The organism is Priestia sp. JNUCC 25, from assembly GCF_053667915.1.
The window spans coordinates 4,477,926-4,498,115 of record NZ_CM132211.1 but is presented as its reverse complement, the minus strand read 5'-3'; the positions used below and the strand labels follow the sequence as shown (position 1 = coordinate 4,498,115).

General features: G+C 39.6%; 16 protein-coding genes, 1 tRNA gene and 1 other annotated feature. All 17 genes read left to right on the top strand.

The window, feature by feature from the left end:
* Window positions 1-130 precede the first annotated feature (130 nt).
* The 17 genes from rph (at window position 131) to yihA (ending at window position 20,158) form a co-directional block, all read left to right on the top strand.
* Window positions 131-877 (top strand): ribonuclease PH, encoded by a 747-nt coding sequence (gene rph, locus JNUCC25_RS23610; protein ID WP_013059379.1) that lies wholly within the window; start codon window positions 131-133, stop codon window positions 875-877.
* A 9-nt stretch (window positions 878-886) separates the two neighbouring features.
* The gene (locus JNUCC25_RS23605) at window positions 887-1,480 is read left to right on the top strand and encodes an XTP/dITP diphosphatase (protein ID WP_025601437.1); all 594 of its coding nucleotides are present in this window, start codon (window positions 887-889) and stop codon (window positions 1,478-1,480) included.
* Window positions 1,481-1,495: 15 nt separating this feature from the next.
* Entirely contained in the window at window positions 1,496-2,008 is a 513-nt protein-coding gene (locus tag JNUCC25_RS23600) for a metallophosphoesterase (RefSeq protein WP_013059377.1), read from the top strand.
* 125 nt (window positions 2,009-2,133) lie between these two features.
* A tRNA-Arg gene (locus JNUCC25_RS23595) sits at window positions 2,134-2,207 on the top strand.
* Window positions 2,208-2,531: 324 nt separating this feature from the next.
* Window positions 2,532-2,785, top strand: a binding site (T-box leader).
* A gap of 68 nt (window positions 2,786-2,853) precedes the next feature.
* A complete protein-coding gene (gene ilvB, locus JNUCC25_RS23590) occupies window positions 2,854-4,581 on the top strand; it encodes an acetolactate synthase large subunit (protein ID WP_155660677.1) in 1,728 nt (575 codons plus the stop codon).
* A complete protein-coding gene (ilvN, locus tag JNUCC25_RS23585) occupies window positions 4,578-5,090 on the top strand; it encodes an acetolactate synthase small subunit (protein WP_013059375.1) in 513 nt (170 codons plus the stop codon). The genes ilvB and ilvN overlap by 4 nt, the downstream gene beginning before the upstream one ends.
* A gap of 63 nt (window positions 5,091-5,153) precedes the next feature.
* Window positions 5,154-6,179, top strand: a complete 1,026-nt coding sequence (ilvC, locus tag JNUCC25_RS23580; protein ID WP_013085141.1) for a ketol-acid reductoisomerase — start codon at window positions 5,154-5,156, stop codon at window positions 6,177-6,179.
* A complete protein-coding gene (locus JNUCC25_RS23575; protein ID WP_025601811.1) occupies window positions 6,166-7,701 on the top strand; it encodes a 2-isopropylmalate synthase in 1,536 nt (511 codons plus the stop codon). Before ilvC ends, JNUCC25_RS23575 begins: the two co-directional genes overlap by 14 nt.
* 19 nt (window positions 7,702-7,720) lie before the next feature.
* A complete protein-coding gene (gene leuB, locus JNUCC25_RS23570) occupies window positions 7,721-8,830 on the top strand; it encodes a 3-isopropylmalate dehydrogenase (RefSeq protein ID WP_013059372.1) in 1,110 nt (369 codons plus the stop codon).
* A 58-nt stretch (window positions 8,831-8,888) separates the two neighbouring features.
* The gene (gene leuC / locus JNUCC25_RS23565) at window positions 8,889-10,304 is read left to right on the top strand and encodes a 3-isopropylmalate dehydratase large subunit (RefSeq protein WP_013059371.1); all 1,416 of its coding nucleotides are present in this window, start codon (window positions 8,889-8,891) and stop codon (window positions 10,302-10,304) included.
* 14 nt (window positions 10,305-10,318) lie between these two features.
* Window positions 10,319-10,909, top strand: coding sequence for a 3-isopropylmalate dehydratase small subunit (leuD, locus tag JNUCC25_RS23560; RefSeq protein WP_013059370.1), 591 nt, complete (start codon window positions 10,319-10,321; stop codon window positions 10,907-10,909).
* A 101-nt stretch (window positions 10,910-11,010) separates the two neighbouring features.
* The gene (locus tag JNUCC25_RS23555; RefSeq protein ID WP_407728229.1) at window positions 11,011-12,012 is read left to right on the top strand and encodes a tetratricopeptide repeat protein; all 1,002 of its coding nucleotides are present in this window, start codon (window positions 11,011-11,013) and stop codon (window positions 12,010-12,012) included.
* 221 nt (window positions 12,013-12,233) lie between these two features.
* Window positions 12,234-13,520: a trigger factor gene (gene tig / locus JNUCC25_RS23550; protein ID WP_016765666.1), complete on the top strand. Its 1,287-nt coding sequence runs from the start codon at window positions 12,234-12,236 to the stop codon at window positions 13,518-13,520.
* 384 nt (window positions 13,521-13,904) lie between these two features.
* Window positions 13,905-15,170: an ATP-dependent protease ATP-binding subunit ClpX gene (gene clpX, locus JNUCC25_RS23545; protein WP_013059367.1), complete on the top strand. Its 1,266-nt coding sequence runs from the start codon at window positions 13,905-13,907 to the stop codon at window positions 15,168-15,170.
* A 152-nt stretch (window positions 15,171-15,322) separates the two neighbouring features.
* Window positions 15,323-16,990, top strand: a complete 1,668-nt coding sequence (gene lonB, locus JNUCC25_RS23540; protein ID WP_029320070.1) for an ATP-dependent protease LonB — start codon at window positions 15,323-15,325, stop codon at window positions 16,988-16,990.
* A gap of 259 nt (window positions 16,991-17,249) precedes the next feature.
* Window positions 17,250-19,574: an endopeptidase La gene (gene lon, locus JNUCC25_RS23535; protein WP_016765665.1), complete on the top strand. Its 2,325-nt coding sequence runs from the start codon at window positions 17,250-17,252 to the stop codon at window positions 19,572-19,574.
* Window positions 19,571-20,158, top strand: a complete 588-nt coding sequence (yihA, locus tag JNUCC25_RS23530; protein WP_013059364.1) for a ribosome biogenesis GTP-binding protein YihA/YsxC — start codon at window positions 19,571-19,573, stop codon at window positions 20,156-20,158. The genes lon and yihA overlap by 4 nt, the downstream gene beginning before the upstream one ends.
* Window positions 20,159-20,190: the final 32 nt, after the last annotated feature.

Sequence of the window (20,190 nt, the reverse complement as noted above, 5' to 3'; positions counted from 1 at the left end):
AAATTTTTGTTATACTAGTAAAGGACTAAGTAGAAAGAGGTCTGCTGAAATAGCGACCTCTTTCCGCTGTTTTATAGTTAAAATGGAAGAGACTATTACATATAAATGAATGAATAGGAGGACATGCTTAATGCGTTTGGACGGTAGGGAATTTAATGAATTGAGACCTGTATCTCTTCATACTTCATACTTAAAGCATCCAGAAGGATCTGTATTAATCTCGGTAGGAGACACAAAGGTTATTTGTACAGCAAGCATAGACGACAGAGTGCCTCCTTTTATGCGTGGACAAGGAAAAGGATGGATTACAGCTGAATATTCTATGCTGCCTCGAGCTACGGCACAAAGAAATATACGTGAATCATCAAAAGGTAAAGTCACAGGACGAACAATGGAAATTCAGCGTCTAATCGGACGAGCTCTTCGTTCTGTAGTCGATCTGGAAAAGGTCGGAGAAAAGACAATTTGGATTGATTGTGATGTTATTCAAGCAGATGGTGGTACAAGAACAGCATCGATTACAGGTGCTTTTGTGGCTATGGTTTTAGCGTTTGGAAAGCTGGTTGAAGAGAACAAGCTAACAGAAATTCCTATTCGTGACTACTTAGCTGCGACTTCAGTAGGTATTCATGGAGAAAATTCAATTTTAGATTTAAATTATGAAGAAGATTCGACAGCGGAAGTTGACATGAATATTGTGATGACAGGAAGCGGACAGTTTGTAGAATTACAGGGAACGGGAGAGGAATCGACGTTTTCGAGAGAACAGTTAAACCATCTTCTAGATTTAGGGGAAAAGGGTGTTTATCAATTGATTGAACAGCAAAAGGAAGTTCTTGATCACCTGGCTGCCTACATTCCGGTTAAAGAAAGGTAAGGGATTAACGTGCGTGAAATCATTATTGCAACTAAAAACGCAGGCAAAGTAAAAGATTTTGAAACACTTTTCTCACCGAAGGGATTTAAAGTAAAATCGCTTCTTGATTTTCCTGAGATTGAAGACGTGGAAGAAACGGGCGTTACATTTGCAGAGAATGCCACGCTAAAAGCAGAGGCCATTTCATCCGCATTAAATAAGCCGGTCATTGCCGATGATTCCGGGCTTGCTATTGATGCCTTAAACGGGGAGCCAGGCGTTTATTCCGCGCGTTATGCTGGTGAAAATAAAGATGATAATGCTAATATAGAGAAGGTACTTCAAAAATTAAATGACGTGCCGTTTGAAAAGCGCACGGCACGCTTTCATTGTGCTCTTGCTATTGCAGTGCCCGGAAAGAGAACCGAAATTGTAGAAGGCACGTGTGAAGGGCACATCTTGGAGGAAAAAAGAGGGGAAAACGGTTTTGGGTACGATCCCATTTTCTTTGTAGAAAAATGGAGATGCTCCATGGCAGAATTGACCAAAGAGCAAAAAAATCAGATTAGTCACCGAGCAAATGCGTTAAAAAAACTAGCACCGCTAATTGATGCGCAATTTTAGAAGGAGTGATGACGTGTGAAACTATTAATTGTAAGCGATAGCCACGGGTTACAAGAAGAGCTGCTCACTATCAGAGAGAGACATGCTGATGTAGATAAGATGATCCATTGTGGGGACTCTGAGTTGCCGCAAGACAGCAAAGAAATGTCTGCGTTTTTAGGCGTTCGAGGAAATTGTGACTACGATGCATCTTACGTTAATGATCGAGTAGAGTCGCTTGGAGAAGCTACGTGTCTGGTTACACACGGTCACTTATATAATGTTAAAATGTCTATGATGAATTTGCATTACAAAGCGAGAGAAGTCGGGGCAAACGTTGTTTGTTTTGGGCATTCTCACATAGCGGGAGCTGAGCTCATGGACGGAGTTTTATTTATTAATCCAGGAAGTATGTTACTTCCTCGTATGAGAAAAGAGCGTACGTATGCTATACTAGTAATGGATGGTACAGAAGCTACCGTGCAGTTTTACGATATAAGCGGTAAACATATTCCTAGCATGCAGTTAACCTGTACACTTTCAGCATAATATAGCCAAATATAGGGAGAAGAGAAGGTTTTTTACCTCTCTTCTCATAAAATTTCAAAAAAACGTTGACTTTTAAATTATATTTGAATATAATAAGTATTGTCTTTGATACACTTTAACATTATGTCCCAGTAGCTCAGCAGGATAGAGCAACGGCCTTCTAAGCCGTCGGTCGGGAGTTCGAATCTCTCCTGGGACGTCCGGAAAAAACCGGCTTTTACTTTTTAGTAAAAGCCGGTTTTTTTATTTATCTTCAAAGTGAATGTTTGTTCATTCAATGTGTACAAATGAACGTTTCAGAAAAACTTTTTGAACTGCTGTAAACCCTTATTACATCAATAATGAAAACGCATTCAAATATTCTGTTTAGTCTAAATTGTCTAAAAAAATCTCGAAAAGTGGTTGACTATGCATAGAAATGGGCGTAAGATAATCCTCAAATATAAGTTTTCTAAAAATTTTAATTAATTGTAATTAATTTAAAATATGATGTGTAAAGCATTGTTCAAAAAGCATATAGCGTTTTAAAACGTTGAAGAGGATAAGTAGTTTTGATGTTTAGGTATCAACAGAGAGTCGGGTTGCTGGAAGCCGACGTTACCAACTCAAAATGAACTCACCTCAGAGTGTCACCCTGAAATTCAGTAAGGGCGACCGAGTGTACTTCCAAAGCACTCGTTATCAAAAAGAATGTACAGTATACATTCATAAGGTAATCATTACGATTACAAACGAGGGTGGTACCGCGTAAAGTACAAAAGACTTTTCGCCCCTTGACCTATATCATTTGATAGGGTCTATTTAGGGGTGAGAAGTCTTTTTTCTTTTATCTAGAAAACGAAAGGATGAGAAAAGTGGGAGCCAATATGCAAACGAAAGAACCTGTAAGCACTGGGGCACAAATGAATGGAGCTGACATGTTGATTGAATCTCTAAGAAGAGAAAATGTTGACGTTATCTTCGGTTACCCAGGGGGAGCCGTTTTACCGATTTACGATAAGCTATATGGTTCAGGAATGTTTCACGTACTTGCTCGTCACGAACAAGGTGGAATTCACGCAGCAGAAGGGTACGCAAGAATTTCAGGCAAACCCGGTGTAGTTATCGCAACAAGTGGTCCTGGCGCAACAAATATCGTAACAGGTTTGGCAGATGCGATGATTGACTCACTTCCTTTAGTTGTTTTTACTGGTCAAGTAGCTTCAAGTGTAATTGGTTCTGACGCGTTCCAAGAAGCAGATGTATTAGGGATCACAATGCCAATTACAAAACATAGCTATCAAGTACGCAATATCAGCGATATGCCGAGAATCATCAAAGAGGCATTTCATATTGCGACAACAGGAAGACCTGGTCCAGTCTTAATCGACATTCCAAAAGATATGGCACAGGGTGATGGAACATTTAACTACGAAGGAGAAATTGATTTACCTGGCTATCAGCCAACTTATTTTCCAAATCAGCTGCAGGTTAAAAAATTAACAGACGCAGTAGCAGCTGCAAAACAACCTGTTATCCTAGCAGGTGCGGGAGTGTTATTGAGTAAAGGTTCAGAAGAATTAAAAAATTATGCCGAGCGTCAAAATATTCCGGTTATTAATACGCTTTTAGGGTTGGGCTGTTTTCCTGCAGATCATCCGCTTCATTTAGGAATGGCTGGCATGCACGGAACGTACACAGCAAACATGGCAATTTATGAGAGTGATCTTCTCATTAGTATCGGTGCACGCTTTGATGACCGAGTAACAGGTAACTTAAAGCATTTTGCACCAAATGCAAAAATTGCTCACATTGACATCGACCCAGCGGAAATTGGAAAGAATGTTCCAACCAAGATTCCAATTGTTGGAGATGCAAAAGAAGTATTGAAGCAATTGCTTCTGCAAGAAGGAGAAGTTGGAGATTATACGAAATGGCATGAGAAATTAGCGGCGTGGAAGCAAGAATATCCATTATGGTATCAGAACTCAGCGGACGTGTTAAAACCACAAAAAGTAGTTGAGTTGCTTCACAAGTATACAAATGGAGATGCCGTTGTTACAACGGACGTTGGGCAACATCAAATGTGGGTAGCTCAATACTACACATTTAATAATCCAGATCGATGGGTAACTTCAGGTGGTCTTGGCACTATGGGCTTTGGATTACCTTCTGCAATCGGCGCTCAGCTGGCAAATAAAGATAAAACAGTTGTAGCAGTCGTTGGTGACGGTGGATTTCAAATGACGCTTCAAGAATTAGGGGTTATTAGAGAATTAAATTTACCTGTAAAAGTGGTTGTACTCAACAATCAGTCGCTTGGTATGGTTCGTCAGTGGCAGGAAATCTTCTATGAAGAACGCTACTCACACTCTTTAATTCCGAATCAGCCTAATTTAATGAAGCTTGCAGAGGCTTATGACATTAAAGGTTTACAAGCTTCTACTGAAGAAGAAGCGCATGCGGCTCTGAAAGAAGCAATGGAAACAGATGGACCTGTTCTACTAAATTTCTTTGTCGCACCTAAAGAAAACGTATATCCAATGGTTGCACCTGGAAAAGGATTACATGAAATGGTAGGGGTGAAACCATGAAGCGAATCATTACAGCAACTGTATTAAACCGTGCGGGCGTTTTAAATCGCGTAACGGGGTTATTTACAAAAAGAAATTTCAATATTGAGAGTATTTCGGTAGGGCACACTGAATCTGAGGATGTATCACGCATGACGTTTGTTGTGAACGTAGAGCATGATAACGCTGCTGAACAAGTGATCAAGCAGTTAAACAAACAGATCGACGTGTTGAAAGTTCAAGATATTACGGATCAAGCTGTGGTGTCAAGAGAGCTTGCTTTAATGAAAGTAGCCTCTACACCAGCGAGCCGTAACGAACTTTATGCAGTAATTGAACCTTTCCGTGCAACCATCATTGATGTAAGTCGCGACAGTCTAATTATTCAAGTAACAGGTGAATCCAGCAAGATTGAAGCGATGATTGATCTACTTCAGCCTTATGGATTAAAAGAAGTAACGCGCACGGGAACAGTAGCTGTTCCGCGCGGTACGCAAAAAGCGGCAGCCAAACTTTCATCAATCATTTAATTCTAGCTAGTTACTAAAAAGTAAACTATATAAAACTATATAAACTAAGAGGAGAGATTTATTATGACAAAGGTATATTATAACGGAGATGCAAAGGATCAATTATTACAAGGTAAAACAGTAGCAATCGTAGGTTATGGTTCACAAGGTCACGCTCACGCACAAAACTTACGCGACAGCGGAGTAAACGTGGTAGTAGGATTACGTAAAGGTAAATCATGGGATCAAGCAGAGCAGGACGGTTTCACTGTATTATCTGTAAAAGATGCAGTTCAACAAGCAGAAGTAGTAATGGTATTACTTCCAGATGAGTATCAGCCAAAAGTTTATAACGAAGAAATTCTTCCAGGACTAAAACCAGGAAAATCTTTAGTATTTGCTCACGGTTTCAACATTCACTTTAACCAAATCGTAGCACCTGAATTCGTTGACGTATTCTTAGTAGCTCCAAAAGGCCCTGGTCACCTTGTAAGAAGAACGTATGAAGAAGGAGCTGGCGTACCGGCGTTATTCGCAGTATTCCAAGATGTAACTGGAGAAGCAAAAGACGTAGCGTTAGCTTATGCTAAAGCAATCGGTTCAGCTCGTGCGGGTGTATTAGAAACAACATTTAAAGAAGAAACAGAAACAGATCTTTTCGGTGAGCAAGCAGTACTTTGCGGTGGGTTAACTTCATTAGTTAAAGCTGGTTTTGAAACGCTTGTAGAAGCTGGCTACCAACCGGAAGTTGCATATTTTGAGTGTTTACACGAATTAAAATTAATTGTTGACCTTATGTATGAAGGCGGAATGGAAGGCATGCGTTATTCAATCTCTGATACAGCTCAATGGGGTGACTTCGTTTCAGGACCACGCGTTGTAGATGAGCGTTCAAAAGAACAAATGAAAAAAGTGCTTGAAGATATCCAAACAGGTAAATTTGCAAAGGGCTGGATCCTAGAAAACCAAGCAAATCGTCCGGAATTTACAGCTATCAATAACCGTGAAAACGAACATTTAATTGAAAAAGTTGGCGCTCAATTACGTGAAATGATGCCATTTGTTAAAAAACAAAAGAAAGAAGCGGTGATCGCTAGTGCAAAAAATTAAACTATTTGACACAACGCTACGCGATGGTGAACAGTCACCTGGAGTCAATTTGAACCTACAAGAAAAGCTTGAAATTGCTAAGCAGTTAGAGCGATTAGGTATCGACATCATTGAAGCCGGATTTCCCGCTTCTTCAAAAGGTGATTTTCAATCCGTAAAAGAAATTGCGTCTATTGTCAAAAATTCTTCTGTAACAGGCCTTGCAAGGTCTGTTACAAAAGATATTGACATTGCATGGGAAGCGTTAAAAGAAAGTGCAGAACCAAGACTGCATGTTTTTATCGCTACTTCCGAAATTCATATGCAGCATAAATTGAAAAAAACACCTGATGAAGTACTTGAAACAGCAGTGGAAATGGTGAAGTACGCAAGTAAAAAATTCCCGGTTGTTCAATGGTCTGCTGAAGATGCATGTCGAACAGATTTACCGTTTTTAGCAAGAATTGTAGAAGCAGTTATTGATGCTGGTGCAAAAGTCGTTAATATTCCAGATACAGTAGGATTTATCACTCCTGGTGACTATCAATCAGTATTTAATTACTTAAAAGAACATGTGTCAAATATTCATAAAGTTGATTTGTCAGCTCACTGTCACGATGACTTAGGGCTAGCTGTGGCCAATTCAATGGCTGCGATTGAAGCAGGAGCTACTCAAATTGAAGGAACGATTAACGGAATCGGAGAACGTGCGGGTAACGCAGCTCTTGAAGAAGTAGCACTTGCGCTTCATGTCCGTCAAGATTTCTATAAAGCGAGCACAGGTCTTATCTTGCCTGAAATTAAGCGTACGAGTGACATTATCAGTAAGCTTACCGGAATGAATATTGCACCAAATAAAGCAATTGTCGGAAAAAATGCTTTTGCTCATGAATCAGGTATTCACCAAGATGGCGTCTTAAAAAATCCGTTAACATATGAGATTATTTCCCCAGAACTTGTGGGTGTTAAACAAAATCCAATTGTGCTTGGTAAACACTCAGGCCGTCATGCGTTCCGTACACGCTTAGTAGAGCTTGGATTCACATTGGAAGATACAGAAGCAAACGTGCTTTTTGAGAAGTTTAAAGACTTAGCAGATAAGAAAAAAGACATTACCGATGATGATTTATTGGCATTAGTCATTCAAAAGCAAGTTAGCAAAGACAGTGAATATAAGCTTGAAAGTCTGCAAGTTCAGTATGGTACGAACAATATTCCAACGGCTACGATTACGCTTCGCAAAGAAAACGGTGAAGAGATTCAAGAAGCAGCTACGGGATCTGGAAGCGTGGAAGCTATCTATAATACCCTACAGCGCTGTGTTGAACAAGATGTAAAACTATTAGACTATCGTATTCAGTCTATTAACGGTGGGCCGGATGCACTGGCTGAAGTATTTGTGAAGGTTGAAAGCGAAGGAACTGAAGCAAGCGGACGCGGAGTAGCATTTGACGTATTAGAATCATCAGCGAAAGCATATCTGAACGCCATTAATCGTTTAATCGCTATTCAGCAGCATCGTACAAAGCAAGAAGTAATGTGAACTGAAGGGAGAGACCACCATGACAAAAAAAGTCGCTGTATTACCGGGTGACGGCGTAGGAACAGAAGTAACCAAAGGCGCTGTTGCCGTTTTAAAAGCAATTGGAGAGCGCTTTGATCATCAATTTGAGTTTACGTATGGACTAATTGGCGGAGCTGCAATTGATGAGGCGGGCACCCCTCTTCCAGAAAGTACAATTGAGACTTGTAAGCAGGCAGATGCTGTATTACTTGGATCGGTTGGAGGGCCAAAATGGGATCGTAACCCTTCACATTTGCGACCGGAAAAAGGTTTGCTAGCTATTCGAAAAGAACTGGATTTATATGCTAATCTTCGTCCGGTGACATTTTATGATAGCTTAGCGGATGCCTCTCCTCTAAAAAAAGAATACATTGAAGGTGTTGACTTCATTATCGTCCGTGAGCTAACAGGAGGCTTATATTTTGGTAAGCCTAGCGAGCGCCGAACAGAAGGGAATGAAGAAACAGTTGTCGACACATTATTTTATAAGCGTACAGAAATAGAAAGAATTATTCGCCAAGCATTTGACACGGCTGTAAATCGACGTAAAAAAGTAACGTCTGTTGATAAAGCGAATGTGCTTGAGTCTAGTAGAGTGTGGCGTGAAGTAGCTGAAGAAGTAGCAAAAGACTACCCGGATGTAGAGCTTGAGCATATGCTTGTAGATTCAGCTGCTATGCAGTTAATTCGTAATCCGAAGTATTTTGATGTAGTGGTAACTGAAAATATGTTTGGTGATATTTTGAGTGATGAGGCTTCTATGCTGACAGGATCGTTAGGAATGTTGCCATCTGCCAGCTTAACGGCTGATGGTCCGTCTCTATACGAACCGGTTCACGGTTCTGCACCAGATATTGCTGGTCAAAACAAAGCTAATCCGATTGCTGCTATTTTATCTGCAGCAATGTTGCTTAGACATTCATTTGGATTAGAAAAAGAAGCAGCAGTGATTGAACAAGCGGTTGAAAGTGTATTACATGCAGGTCATCGAACAGCTGACTTAGCAGACGGTAATCATTATTTAGGTACCGATAAAATGGTGGAGGCGATAACTGCGGTAATTGCCAATGATTCTGCCATTTCAAGCATTATGACAGCTTACAGTTAATCATGCGTTTCTCACGTTTTGTGAGAAACGTTTTTCATAATCAGAAAGGAGGAGCAGTATGAAACCAAAAACAATTATTGATAAGCTTTGGGAACAACATGTTGTACGTCGAGAAGAGGGGAAGCCGGACTTATTATATATCGATCTTCATCTTATTCATGAAGTAACGTCTCCTCAAGCATTTGAAGGTCTTCGCGTGGCAAATCGCCAAGTGAAGCGTCCAGACTTAACGTTTGCTACAATGGATCACAACATTCCAACGGTTGACCGTTTTAATATTAAAGATCCGATTGCAAAGAAACAAGTAGACAAACTATCTGAAAACTGTCATGAGTTTGGTGTGAAGCTTTTAGATTTAACAAGTGAAGAGCAAGGAATTGTGCATATCATTGGACCGGAATTAGGATTAACTCAGCCTGGAAAAACCATTGTGTGCGGAGATAGTCATACATCTACTCACGGTGCATTTGGAGCGCTTGCTTTTGGGATAGGAACTAGTGAGGTAGAGCATGTTTTAGCAACACAAACGCTATGGCAAGCGAAACCAAAAACGCTACAAGTGAAAGTGAATGGAAAAAAGCAGCCTGGCGTTTATGCTAAGGACATTGTGTTAGCAATAATTCAAAAATTCGGCGTGAATTTTGGAACGGGTTCAATCGTGGAATTTACGGGCGAATGTATTCGCGATCTTTCAATGGAAGAGCGCATGACCATTTGTAATATGTCTATTGAAGCCGGTGCAAAAGCTGGTTTAATCAGTCCAGACGATGTCACGTTCTCTTATATTAAAGGACGTCAGTATGCTCCTAAAGGGGAACAGTTTGAAAAAGCAGTGGAAGCTTGGGCAGCTTTAGCAACAGATGAAGGTGCAACGTACGATGAAACGCTGGAAATTGATGCAGATACAATTGAACCTGTTGTAACATGGGGCACAAACCCGGCGATGAGTTCTTATGTTAGCAAGCAAGTTCCTACATTAGAAGAGTGTAAAACAGAAGCTGAGAGAAAGTCTTTGTCACGAGCACTTGAGTATATGGGCTTACAGCCTGGCATGGCAATAGAAGAGATTCCAGTTCAGCATGTATTTATCGGTTCATGTACAAATGCTCGTTTGTCTGATCTTCGTGACGTGGCAGCGTTTATTAAAGGAAAGAAAGTGTCACCAGATGTGCGAGCGATCATTGTACCAGGTTCTCAAAAAGTAAAACGAGTGGCTGAAGAAGAAGGGCTATCTGCTATTTTTATTGAAGCAGGTTTTGATTGGAGAGACTCCGGCTGCAGCATGTGTCTAGGCATGAACTCTGACTTAGTTCCACAAGGCGAACACTGTGCGTCCACTTCTAACCGGAATTTTGAAGGACGTCAAGGAAAAGGCGCCAGAACGCATTTAGTAAGCCCGGTAATGGCAGCAGCGGCAGCGGTATATGGACATTTTGTTGATGTACGCAAACTACAAGAACAAGCGGTGCGATAAGGAGGAGAACACAGATGAATGCTTTTACAATCCATACAGGGAAAGTAGCAGGTCTCGACCGAGCAAACGTAGATACTGATCAAATTATCCCAAAGCAATTTTTGAAAAGAATTGAGCGTACTGGCTTTGGCCAATTTCTATTTTTTGATTGGCGATATAATGAAGATGAGACGTTAAATGAAACGTTTGAATTAAATCAGCCTCAAAATCAAGGAGCAACAATTCTTGTAGCCGACGAGAACTTCGGATGTGGTTCGTCACGTGAACACGCTCCATGGGCGCTTTTAGACTACGGGTTCCGTGCTATTATCGCACCTTCATTTGCGGATATTTTTAAACAAAACTGTCTAAAAAATGGTATTTTACCTATTGTTTTACCAAAAGAAGATGTTTCCTATTTAATGAAAGAGTCTCAAAGTGCTTCTTACGCCTGTACAATCGATCTTCATCAGCAAAAAATTACCGATGAAGCAGGTTTTGAACGTACGTTTGATATCAATGGACATTGGAAATATATGCTTGTTAACGGATATGATGAAATTGGCTATACGCTTTCTTTTGAAGACGACATTTCTGCTTATGAAGCAAAAACGGTAAGATATTAACCAAAAATCGAGCAAAATTATGATTTTGCTCGATTTTTTTGCGTTCCGTTAATCGAATTGCTAAACTGTAAAGCAAATGGACCGCGAAGTGGGGAGAAAACATGTCGAATGAACAACAAAAAAAAATTGTAGCTTTTCCTCTATTAAAAGAACGGTTGGTTGAAAAAGCTACAGATCATATGCAGCACAAGCAATTTCAAGAAGCACTTCCTTTATTTGAGCAGGCCTACGAACTTGATAATAAGCATCATGAAATTTTGCTTGGCCTTGTTATTTGTCACGTGGAGCTCGGTGATGCAGGCATAGCTAAGGAATTATGTGAGCAAATGCTGAAAGAAGATATTGGCGATTATTATCATAATTTGCAAATGTACCTCATGGTGTTAATTCAGCTTGGTCACTATCATGAAGGATATGTCACTCTACAAGCAGTTATTCAAGAACACAAACTCCCTTCTGAACATGCTGAACAGCTTTATCAGCTATTGGAGTTCTGTAAGAATAGAATGAATCAAGAACAAGTCATAGAAGAACAAACAGAAGAAGAACAGCTAGAGCAGTTTAAATCATTCACAGCTCTAGACAATATTCAAGATCAGCTTGAATGGATTCATTCATTAAAAACAAAGAGAATTGAAAAGCAGCGCTTCTTTCTGGAACAGCTATTTTCATCCGAAGCTGTTCACCCTATCGTAAAAACAGTCGCTTTAAAAACAGTCATGGAAGAAGAAGTAGACATTGATTTTATGATTACTAAGTTTGGAGAGACGAAAAAAGTAAATGCGCTTCAGCTTCAACGAACAACACCGTATTTTTTTGCCGAGCAAGTAGAAGCGCAGCTGACGGAAAAGCTGGAACATGAAAATCCTACATTGCTGCAGGTTGCCGTTGAGATATGGCAGCGTCATTTATTTATTACATTTCCGTTTTTACCGGGTGATAATGTAAAACTTTGGACAGAAGCGGTGTATGCTATTAGTCTGTTGATGCAAGGAGAAGAGTCAGATGCAGCTGTAGCAGAGGAAGACGGAAGTTTCTCCGCAGCTGAATTAAGAAAGGCAATTAAAGAGCTAAAAGAAATTGAAGAAATTTCTTTTATATAAAATGTGGTGTTTAGTTGAAACGTCATTGTTGTATGTTATAATATAATGGTTGTAAAATGCACTTAAATACGTATAGTAGAATTTCATCTTTACATTACATTCCTACTTACTTTAAAGTAATAGGGAGTTAAATAGATAATGATTGAGGGTTGAACTGATAGGCTATCTGCATTATCTAATTTAGAAATCACTACTTAAAATGATTTTGGAGGGAAACATTCATGTCTGCAAAATGGGAAAAACAAGAAGGAAATCAAGGCGTTTTAACAGTAGAAGTTGAAGCTGCTGAGTTTGATAAAGCCTTAGATAAAGCATTCACAAAAGTTGTAAAACAAGTAAACGTACCAGGGTTCCGTAAAGGTAAAATGCCTCGTCCACTTTTCGAAAAACGTTTTGGCGTAGAATCTTTATACCAAGATGCACTAGACATCTTATTACCTGAGGCTTACAGCAATGCAATTGTTGAAGCTGGTATCGAGCCGGTTGATCGTCCAGAAATCGATGTTGAAACAATCGAAAAAGGACAACCTCTAGTTTTCACTGCTAAAGTAACTGTTAAGCCTGAAGTTAAATTAGGCGAATACAAAAACTTAGAAGTAGAAAAAGTAGATACAACTGTAACAGACGAAGACGTTGAAGCAGAATTAAAAACACTTCAAGAGCGTCACGCTGAACTAGTTGTTAAAGAAGAAGGAACTGTAGCTGAAGGTGATACAGCTGTAATCGACTTTGAAGGTTTCGTTGATGGCGAAGCATTCGAAGGCGGAAAAGGCGAAAACTATTCTTTAGAAATCGGTTCTAACACATTCATCCCTGGCTTTGAAGAGCAACTAGTTGGTCTTGAAGTAGGCGCTGAAAAAGAAGTGGAAGTAACATTCCCTGAAGAGTATCACGCTGAAGAGCTAGCTGGTAAAGCTGCTAAATTCAAAGTGAAATTACACGAAATCAAATCTAAAGAGCTTCCAGCTTTAGACGATGAGTTTGCAAAAGACGTAGATGAAGAAGTAGAAACTTTAGAAGCGTTAAAAGCAAAAACAAAAGAAAAATTACAAAGTGATAAAGAGAATCAAGCGGAATCAGCTCTTCGCGACACTTTAGTAGAAAAAGCTGCTGAAAACGCTGAAGTAGAAATTCCAGAAGCAATGTTCAATACTGAAATGGATCGTATGATGCAAGAGTTTGAACAACGTTTACAAATGCAAGGTCTTAACCTTGAACTTTACTTCCAATTCTCAGGTCAAGATGAAAAAGCTCTTCGCGACCAAATGCGTCCGGATGCTGAAAAGCGTGTGAAAATCAACTTAACGCTAGAAGCTATTTCAAAAGCTGAAAATCTTGAAGTAAGCGAAGAAGAAGTAGAAAAAGAATTAGAAAACATGGCAGGAATGTACAACATGCCTGTCGAAGAAATTAAGAAAGTGCTTGGCAGTCTTGATAGCATTAAAGAAGACATGAAAGTACGTAAAGCAGTTGAATTTCTTGTAGAAAACAGCAAAGCTGTTGCATAATAGTAAGTAAGAAACAAGGCGCGACTTGATCGTGCCTTGTTTTATAAACTTCAATAGTTTTTTTATATCATAACCAACACCGTAGAAGCAGCTTTAACCCATTGTTTGAAATCCGTGGTTATGAAATAGGCCCAATAAGAGGACACTATATAATAGCAGATCTCCATTCTGTTATGCTCATCAACAACATATACATAAAACGTTTTAGTATCTATTCAAGAAAATGTATGGTAAAATGCAATACAAATCTTTTCATAGCGCTTTTACTATGTGATAAAGAGGGGCATTTACCTACAAATAGATGAGTTGTTCATGTTGTTGGGCTATAGCGCGGATAGAAATCAGCTTCGAGCACTTTAGTAAATACTACAAGGGGTGAAAATTATGTTTAAATTTAACGATGAAAAAGGGCAGTTAAAATGCTCATTTTGTGGTAAAACACAAGAACAAGTACGCAAGTTAGTTGCGGGTCCAGGTGTTTACATATGCGATGAATGTATTGAACTTTGCACGGAAATCGTAGAAGAAGAGTTAGGTACAGAAGAAGAAGTAGAATTTAAAGATGTACCAAAACCAAAAGAAATTCGTGACATTTTAGATGAGTATGTAATTGGTCAAGAGGATGCGAAAAAATCGTTATCCGTTGCGGTATACAACCATTACAAACGAATCAATTCAAACAGTAAAATTGATGACGTTGAGTTATCAAAAAGTAATATTGCATTAATTGGACCTACAGGAAGCGGTAAAACTTTACTAGCTCAAACATTGGCTCGTATTTTAAACGTACCGTTTGCGATTGCAGATGCAACATCTCTAACAGAAGCGGGTTATGTAGGAGAAGATGTTGAAAACATCTTATTAAAATTAATTCAATCAGCTGATTACGATGTGGAGAAAGCTGAAAAAGGTATCATCTACATCGATGAAATTGATAAAGTAGCACGTAAGTCTGAAAACCCATCTATTACACGTGATGTATCAGGTGAAGGTGTGCAGCAGGCTCTTCTTAAAATCTTAGAAGGTACTGTAGCAAGTGTTCCTCCTCAAGGTGGACGTAAACACCCTCATCAAGAATTTATTCAAATTGATACAACAAATATTTTATTTATTTGCGGTGGTGCATTTGACGGAATCGAACCTATTATTAAGCGTCGTCTAGGTAAAAAAGTAATTGGTTTCGGTTCAGAAACAAAACAACAAGACTTTACAGAAAAAGAGTTACTAGCAAAAGTATTACCGGAAGATTTATTAAAATTTGGTTTAATTCCAGAGTTTATTGGTCGTTTACCGGTTACTGCTAGCTTAGTGCCTCTTGATGAAGAAGCGCTAGTTGAGATTTTAACAAAACCGAAAAATGCACTAGTGAAACAATATCAAAAAATGCTTGAACTTGATGACGTTGAACTTGAGTTCGAAGACGAGGCTTTAGTAGAAATTTCTAAAAAAGCAATCGAGCGTAAAACAGGTGCTCGTGGTCTACGTTCAATCATTGAAGGTATTATGTTAGATGTAATGTTTGATCTTCCTTCACGTGATGATATTACAAAATGTATTATCACAGGTGAAACTGTTCGTGATCAAGCGGCTCCTAAGTTCGTATTAGAAGACGGATCTACTATTCAAGAAGGCAGCAAAACATCAGCATAAAAAAAGCCGGGTACTCAAATTGAGTATCCGGCTTTTTTCTGTTGATGAAGCACAACTAAATTTTACTTTTTACTAGAATCTTGTTTATTCCTACTGCTGCAGGGAGATAATAACTGATAATTATCTTACTAAACTGCGCAGGAGGTTTATCTATGAACTGGACGAATATTGCCTTAATGGTCCAACTCTTTTTTGGTATCATCATTGGCTTATATTTTTGGAATTTATTACGCAATCAGCGTACGCAAAAAGTCTCAATTGACCGGGATTCAAAGAAAGAAATGGAGCAATTGCAGAAAATGAGAGCCATCTCTTTAACTGAGCCGCTTGCCGAACGTGTAAGGCCGTCTAGCTTCTCCGATATTGTCGGACAAGAGGATGGAATTCGGTCACTAAAGGCGGCCCTTTGCGGCCCTAATCCACAGCACGTGATTGTATACGGGCCGCCTGGAGTAGGAAAAACCGCAGCAGCACGTTTAGTGTTAGAAGAAGCAAAAAAAAATAAAAAATCACCTTTCAAACAATCGGCTGTATTTGTAGAGTTAGATGCAACTACGGCGCGTTTTGATGAGCGGGGCATTGCTGATCCTTTGATTGGGTCTGTTCATGATCCTATTTACCAAGGAGCAGGTGCCATGGGCCAAGCTGGAATTCCGCAGCCAAAACAAGGAGCGGTTACAGATGCACACGGGGGAATTTTATTTATTGATGAAATTGGAGAGCTCCATCCTATTCAGATGAATAAGCTGTTAAAGGTTCTAGAAGATCGAAAAGTGTTTATGGAAAGCGCCTATTACAGCGAAGAAAACACACAAATCCCGACACATATTCACGATATTTTTCAAAATGGGTTGCCAGCAGACTTTCGCTTGATTGGTGCGACGACTAGAACGCCTAATGAAATTCCGCCTGCCATTCGTTCCAGATGCGTAGAGGTATTTTTCCGTGAGCTTGATCGTGACGAAATTATTACAGTTGCAAAAAAAGCAGCAAATAAAGTAAGAATGGATATATCAGAAGAAGGTTTATCTCTTTTTTCTACATATGCACGCAATGGACGTGAAACGGTTAATATGATGCAAATTGCGGCTGGATTAGCGATATCAGAGGAACGAACGGACATTAAAAATGAAGATATTGAATGGATTGTTCATTCTAGTCAACTATCTCCAAGACACGATCCGAAAATTGCAGATGAGGAAAAAGTGGGACTTATTAATGGATTAGCGGTGTACGGGCCCAACTCTGGAGCACTTTTAGAAATTGAAGTCAAAGCGATTCCTGCAAAAGAGAAAGGGAACATTATTATTACAGGTATCGTTGAAGAGGAAAGTATAGGGACTCAAGGGAAGTCTATCCGCCGTAAAAGTATGGCTAAAAGCTCAATTGAAAATGTCATAACGGTTCTTCGTTCAATGGATGTTCCAGCCGATGAGTATGATATTCATGTAAACTTTCCGGGAGGCGTGCCAATTGATGGACCTTCTGCTGGTATTGCGATGGCAACAGGGATCTACTCAGCGATTTATGAAGTGCCAATTAAACATACGGTAGCAATGACAGGAGAAATTGGTCTGCACGGCAACGTAAAGCCAATTGGCGGTGTGATTCCAAAAATCAAGGCAGCAAAACAAGCGGGCGTTCAGACGGTGATTGTGCCAAAGGAAAATATGAATGCAATGGTAGAAAAGGTAAAAGGTATCGATATTATTCCTGTCCATCATTTAACAGAGGTGTTCGAACAAGCACTATTGTCTGTACATGAGCATGTTGCACATTTGTCGGTAGATCCAGCTATTTCAAATAGAGAATCTAGCTAATTCTATCATGATAATTAAAAATTAATGGTCAGATGAATATTCATCGCCTTTTTCGCGTATAAAACCTTTATACACAGCCAACGAAAAAGGCGTTTTTTTATGAAAAGAGCTTAAAAAGATATATTTTGCCTTTTAATTCTTTCTCATGGTACAATTAGTAATTACTATTGTTAGACATGTGTATACAAATGAGATAAAATTGTTAAAAGAATTCACACTTTACATACTTTAATTGACGAGCATTGGAGGTGTTCATTGCATGGCAGAAAAAGAAAAATTGACAATGCCGCTATTGCCTTTACGAGGTTTGATCGTCTATCCGACAATGGTGCTTCATTTAGATGTTGGGCGAGATAAATCTGTGCAAGCATTAGAAAAAGCAATGATGGATGATCACTTAGTTTGTTTAGTATCACAAAAAGATATGGGTATCGATGAACCAACAAAAGAGGATTTATATAGAACCGGTACGTTAGCAAAAATTAAACAAATGCTAAAGCTGCCGAATGGAACGATGCGCGTCTTAGTAGAAGGACTAAATCGCGTAACCGTTACAGAATTTGAAGACAGCGAAGAATATTTTGTTGTGCACGTGGAAAAGCAAAACGAAGAACATCAGGTTGATGTAGAAGATAAAGCGCTGATGCGCACGCTTTTAGACTATTTCGAACAATACATAAAACTTTCCAAAAAGGTGTCCGTTGAAACTCTTTCAACCGTAAGCGACATTGAAGAACCAGGAAGATTAGCGGATATTGTAGCCTCTCATTTACCAATAAAAATTCAGCTTAAACAAGAAATTTTAGAAATAACTGATGTGAAAGAAAGATTAAATACGATCATTTCTCATATTCAAGACGAGCAAGAAGTTTTGCAGCTGGAGAAAAAAATTGGACAGCGTGTAAAGAAATCAATGGAACGCACTCAGAAAGAATATTATCTTCGTGAGCAAATGAAGGCGATTCAAAAAGAGCTTGGAGACAAAGAAGGAAAGACGGGAGAAGTAGCAACACTTCGCGAAAAAATTGAAGCAAGTGGGATGACGGACCATGTCAAACAAGTGGCGTTTAAAGAATTGGATCGCTATGAAAAAATTCCTGCTACCTCCGCTGAAAGCTCAGTCATTCGAAATTATATCGAGTGGTTGATTGCGCTACCTTGGACAAATGAAACGGAAGATACGCTCAATATTCATAATGCTGAACAAGTGCTGAACGATGAGCACTATGGCCTTGAAAAAGTGAAGGAACGCGTATTAGAATATCTAGCTGTGCAGCAGTTGACAAAATCTCTTAAAGGCCCTATTTTATGTTTAGCAGGACCTCCTGGCGTAGGGAAAACATCCCTAGCCCGTTCAATTGCTACGTCTCTAGATCGTCATTTTGTACGAGTGTCTCTAGGCGGCGTGAGAGATGAGTCAGAAATCCGAGGTCATCGTCGCACGTACGTGGGAGCTATGCCTGGACGCATTATTCAAGGAATGAAAAAAGCAGGAACGATTAATCCGGTATTTCTGCTTGATGAAATCGATAAAATGTCAAATGATTTCCGTGGAGACCCGTCTTCTGCTTTGTTAGAAGTATTGGATCCTGAACAAAACCATAATTTCAGCGATCACTATATAGAAGAAACGTATGATTTATCAAAAGTGATGTTCGTGGCTACAGCTAATAACTTAGCTACGATTCCAGGACCGCTGCGCGATCGAATGGAAATTATTCAAATTGCTGGTTACACGGAGCTGGAAAAGCTTGAAATCGCGAAGCGTCACCTATTGCTGCGCCAGCTAGAAAATCACGGATTGCAAAAGGGCAATTTGCAGATTCGCGATGACGCGTTAACAGCAATCATCCGTTTATATACGAGAGAAGCTGGTGTTCGTAACCTTGAACGCGAAATTGCTTCCATTTGCCGAAAAGCAGCTCGTATCGTAGTCTCTGGCGAGAAAAAGCGCGTGGTGGTGACGGCCAAAACGCTTGAAGAATTCCTTGGTAAGCCTAGGTTCCGTTACGGACAGGCTGAGACGGAAGATCAAGTCGGCGTTGCTACAGGTCTTGCTTACACAACTGTAGGAGGAGACACGCTAGCCATTGAAGTAAGCTTGTCCCCTGGTAAAGGAAGACTAGTGCTAACCGGAAAGCTTGGAGACGTAATGAAAGAATCAGCTCAGGCAGCATTTAGCTACGTGCGTTCAAATGCAGAGAAACTAGGGATTGATGAAAAGTTTTATGAAAAACATGATATTCATATCCATGTTCCAGAAGGAGCTGTACCAAAGGATGGACCTTCTGCAGGAATTACCATTGCCACTGCTCTAGTATCAGCACTAACGGGTAAACCAGTGCGCAGAGAAGTAGGAATGACAGGAGAAATTACACTAAGAGGTCGCGTATTACCAATCGGCGGTTTAAAAGAAAAGTCACTTAGTGCACATCGTGCCGGATTAACTAAAATATTAATCCCTCATGATAATGAACGTGATATTGAAGATATCCCTGACAGTGTACAAGAGGAATTAGACATCGTTCTTGTGTCACATGTGGACCAAGTATTGGAACATGCGCTAGTAGGAGAGGTAAAATGAAAGTAACTCAAGCCGATATTGTCATCAGTGCCGTACGCCCTGAACAATATCCTAAAGAAAACCTGCCAGAGTTTGCGTTAGCAGGCCGTTCAAATGTAGGAAAATCATCTTTTATTAACAAGATGCTCAATCGCAAAAGCTTAGCGCGTACGTCGTCTAAGCCCGGAAAAACTCAAACGCTTAACTTCTTTTTAATTAATGAAATCCTTCACTTTGTAGACGTACCTGGCTACGGATTTGCAAAAGTGTCTAAAAAAGAGCGTGAAGCATGGGGGAAAATGATTGAAACGTATTTAACAAATCGTGAGCAGCTTAAAGCTGTGTTAATGATTGTTGATCTACGCCATGCCCCTTCAAAGGATGACGTTATGATGTATGAGTTTTTGAAGCACCATGACCTTCCCGTTATGGTTATTGCGACGAAAGCTGATAAAATTCCTAAAGGAAAATGGCAAAAGCACTTAAAAGTAGTGAGAGAAACGCTGGACTTAGATCCAAATGATGAATTAATTCATTTCTCATCTGAAACAGGTGAAGGAAAAGATAAAGCGTGGAAATCTTTGCAGTATCGCATGACTCACTAAACAAAGGAATAGAATCTAAAAAAATGGAACGT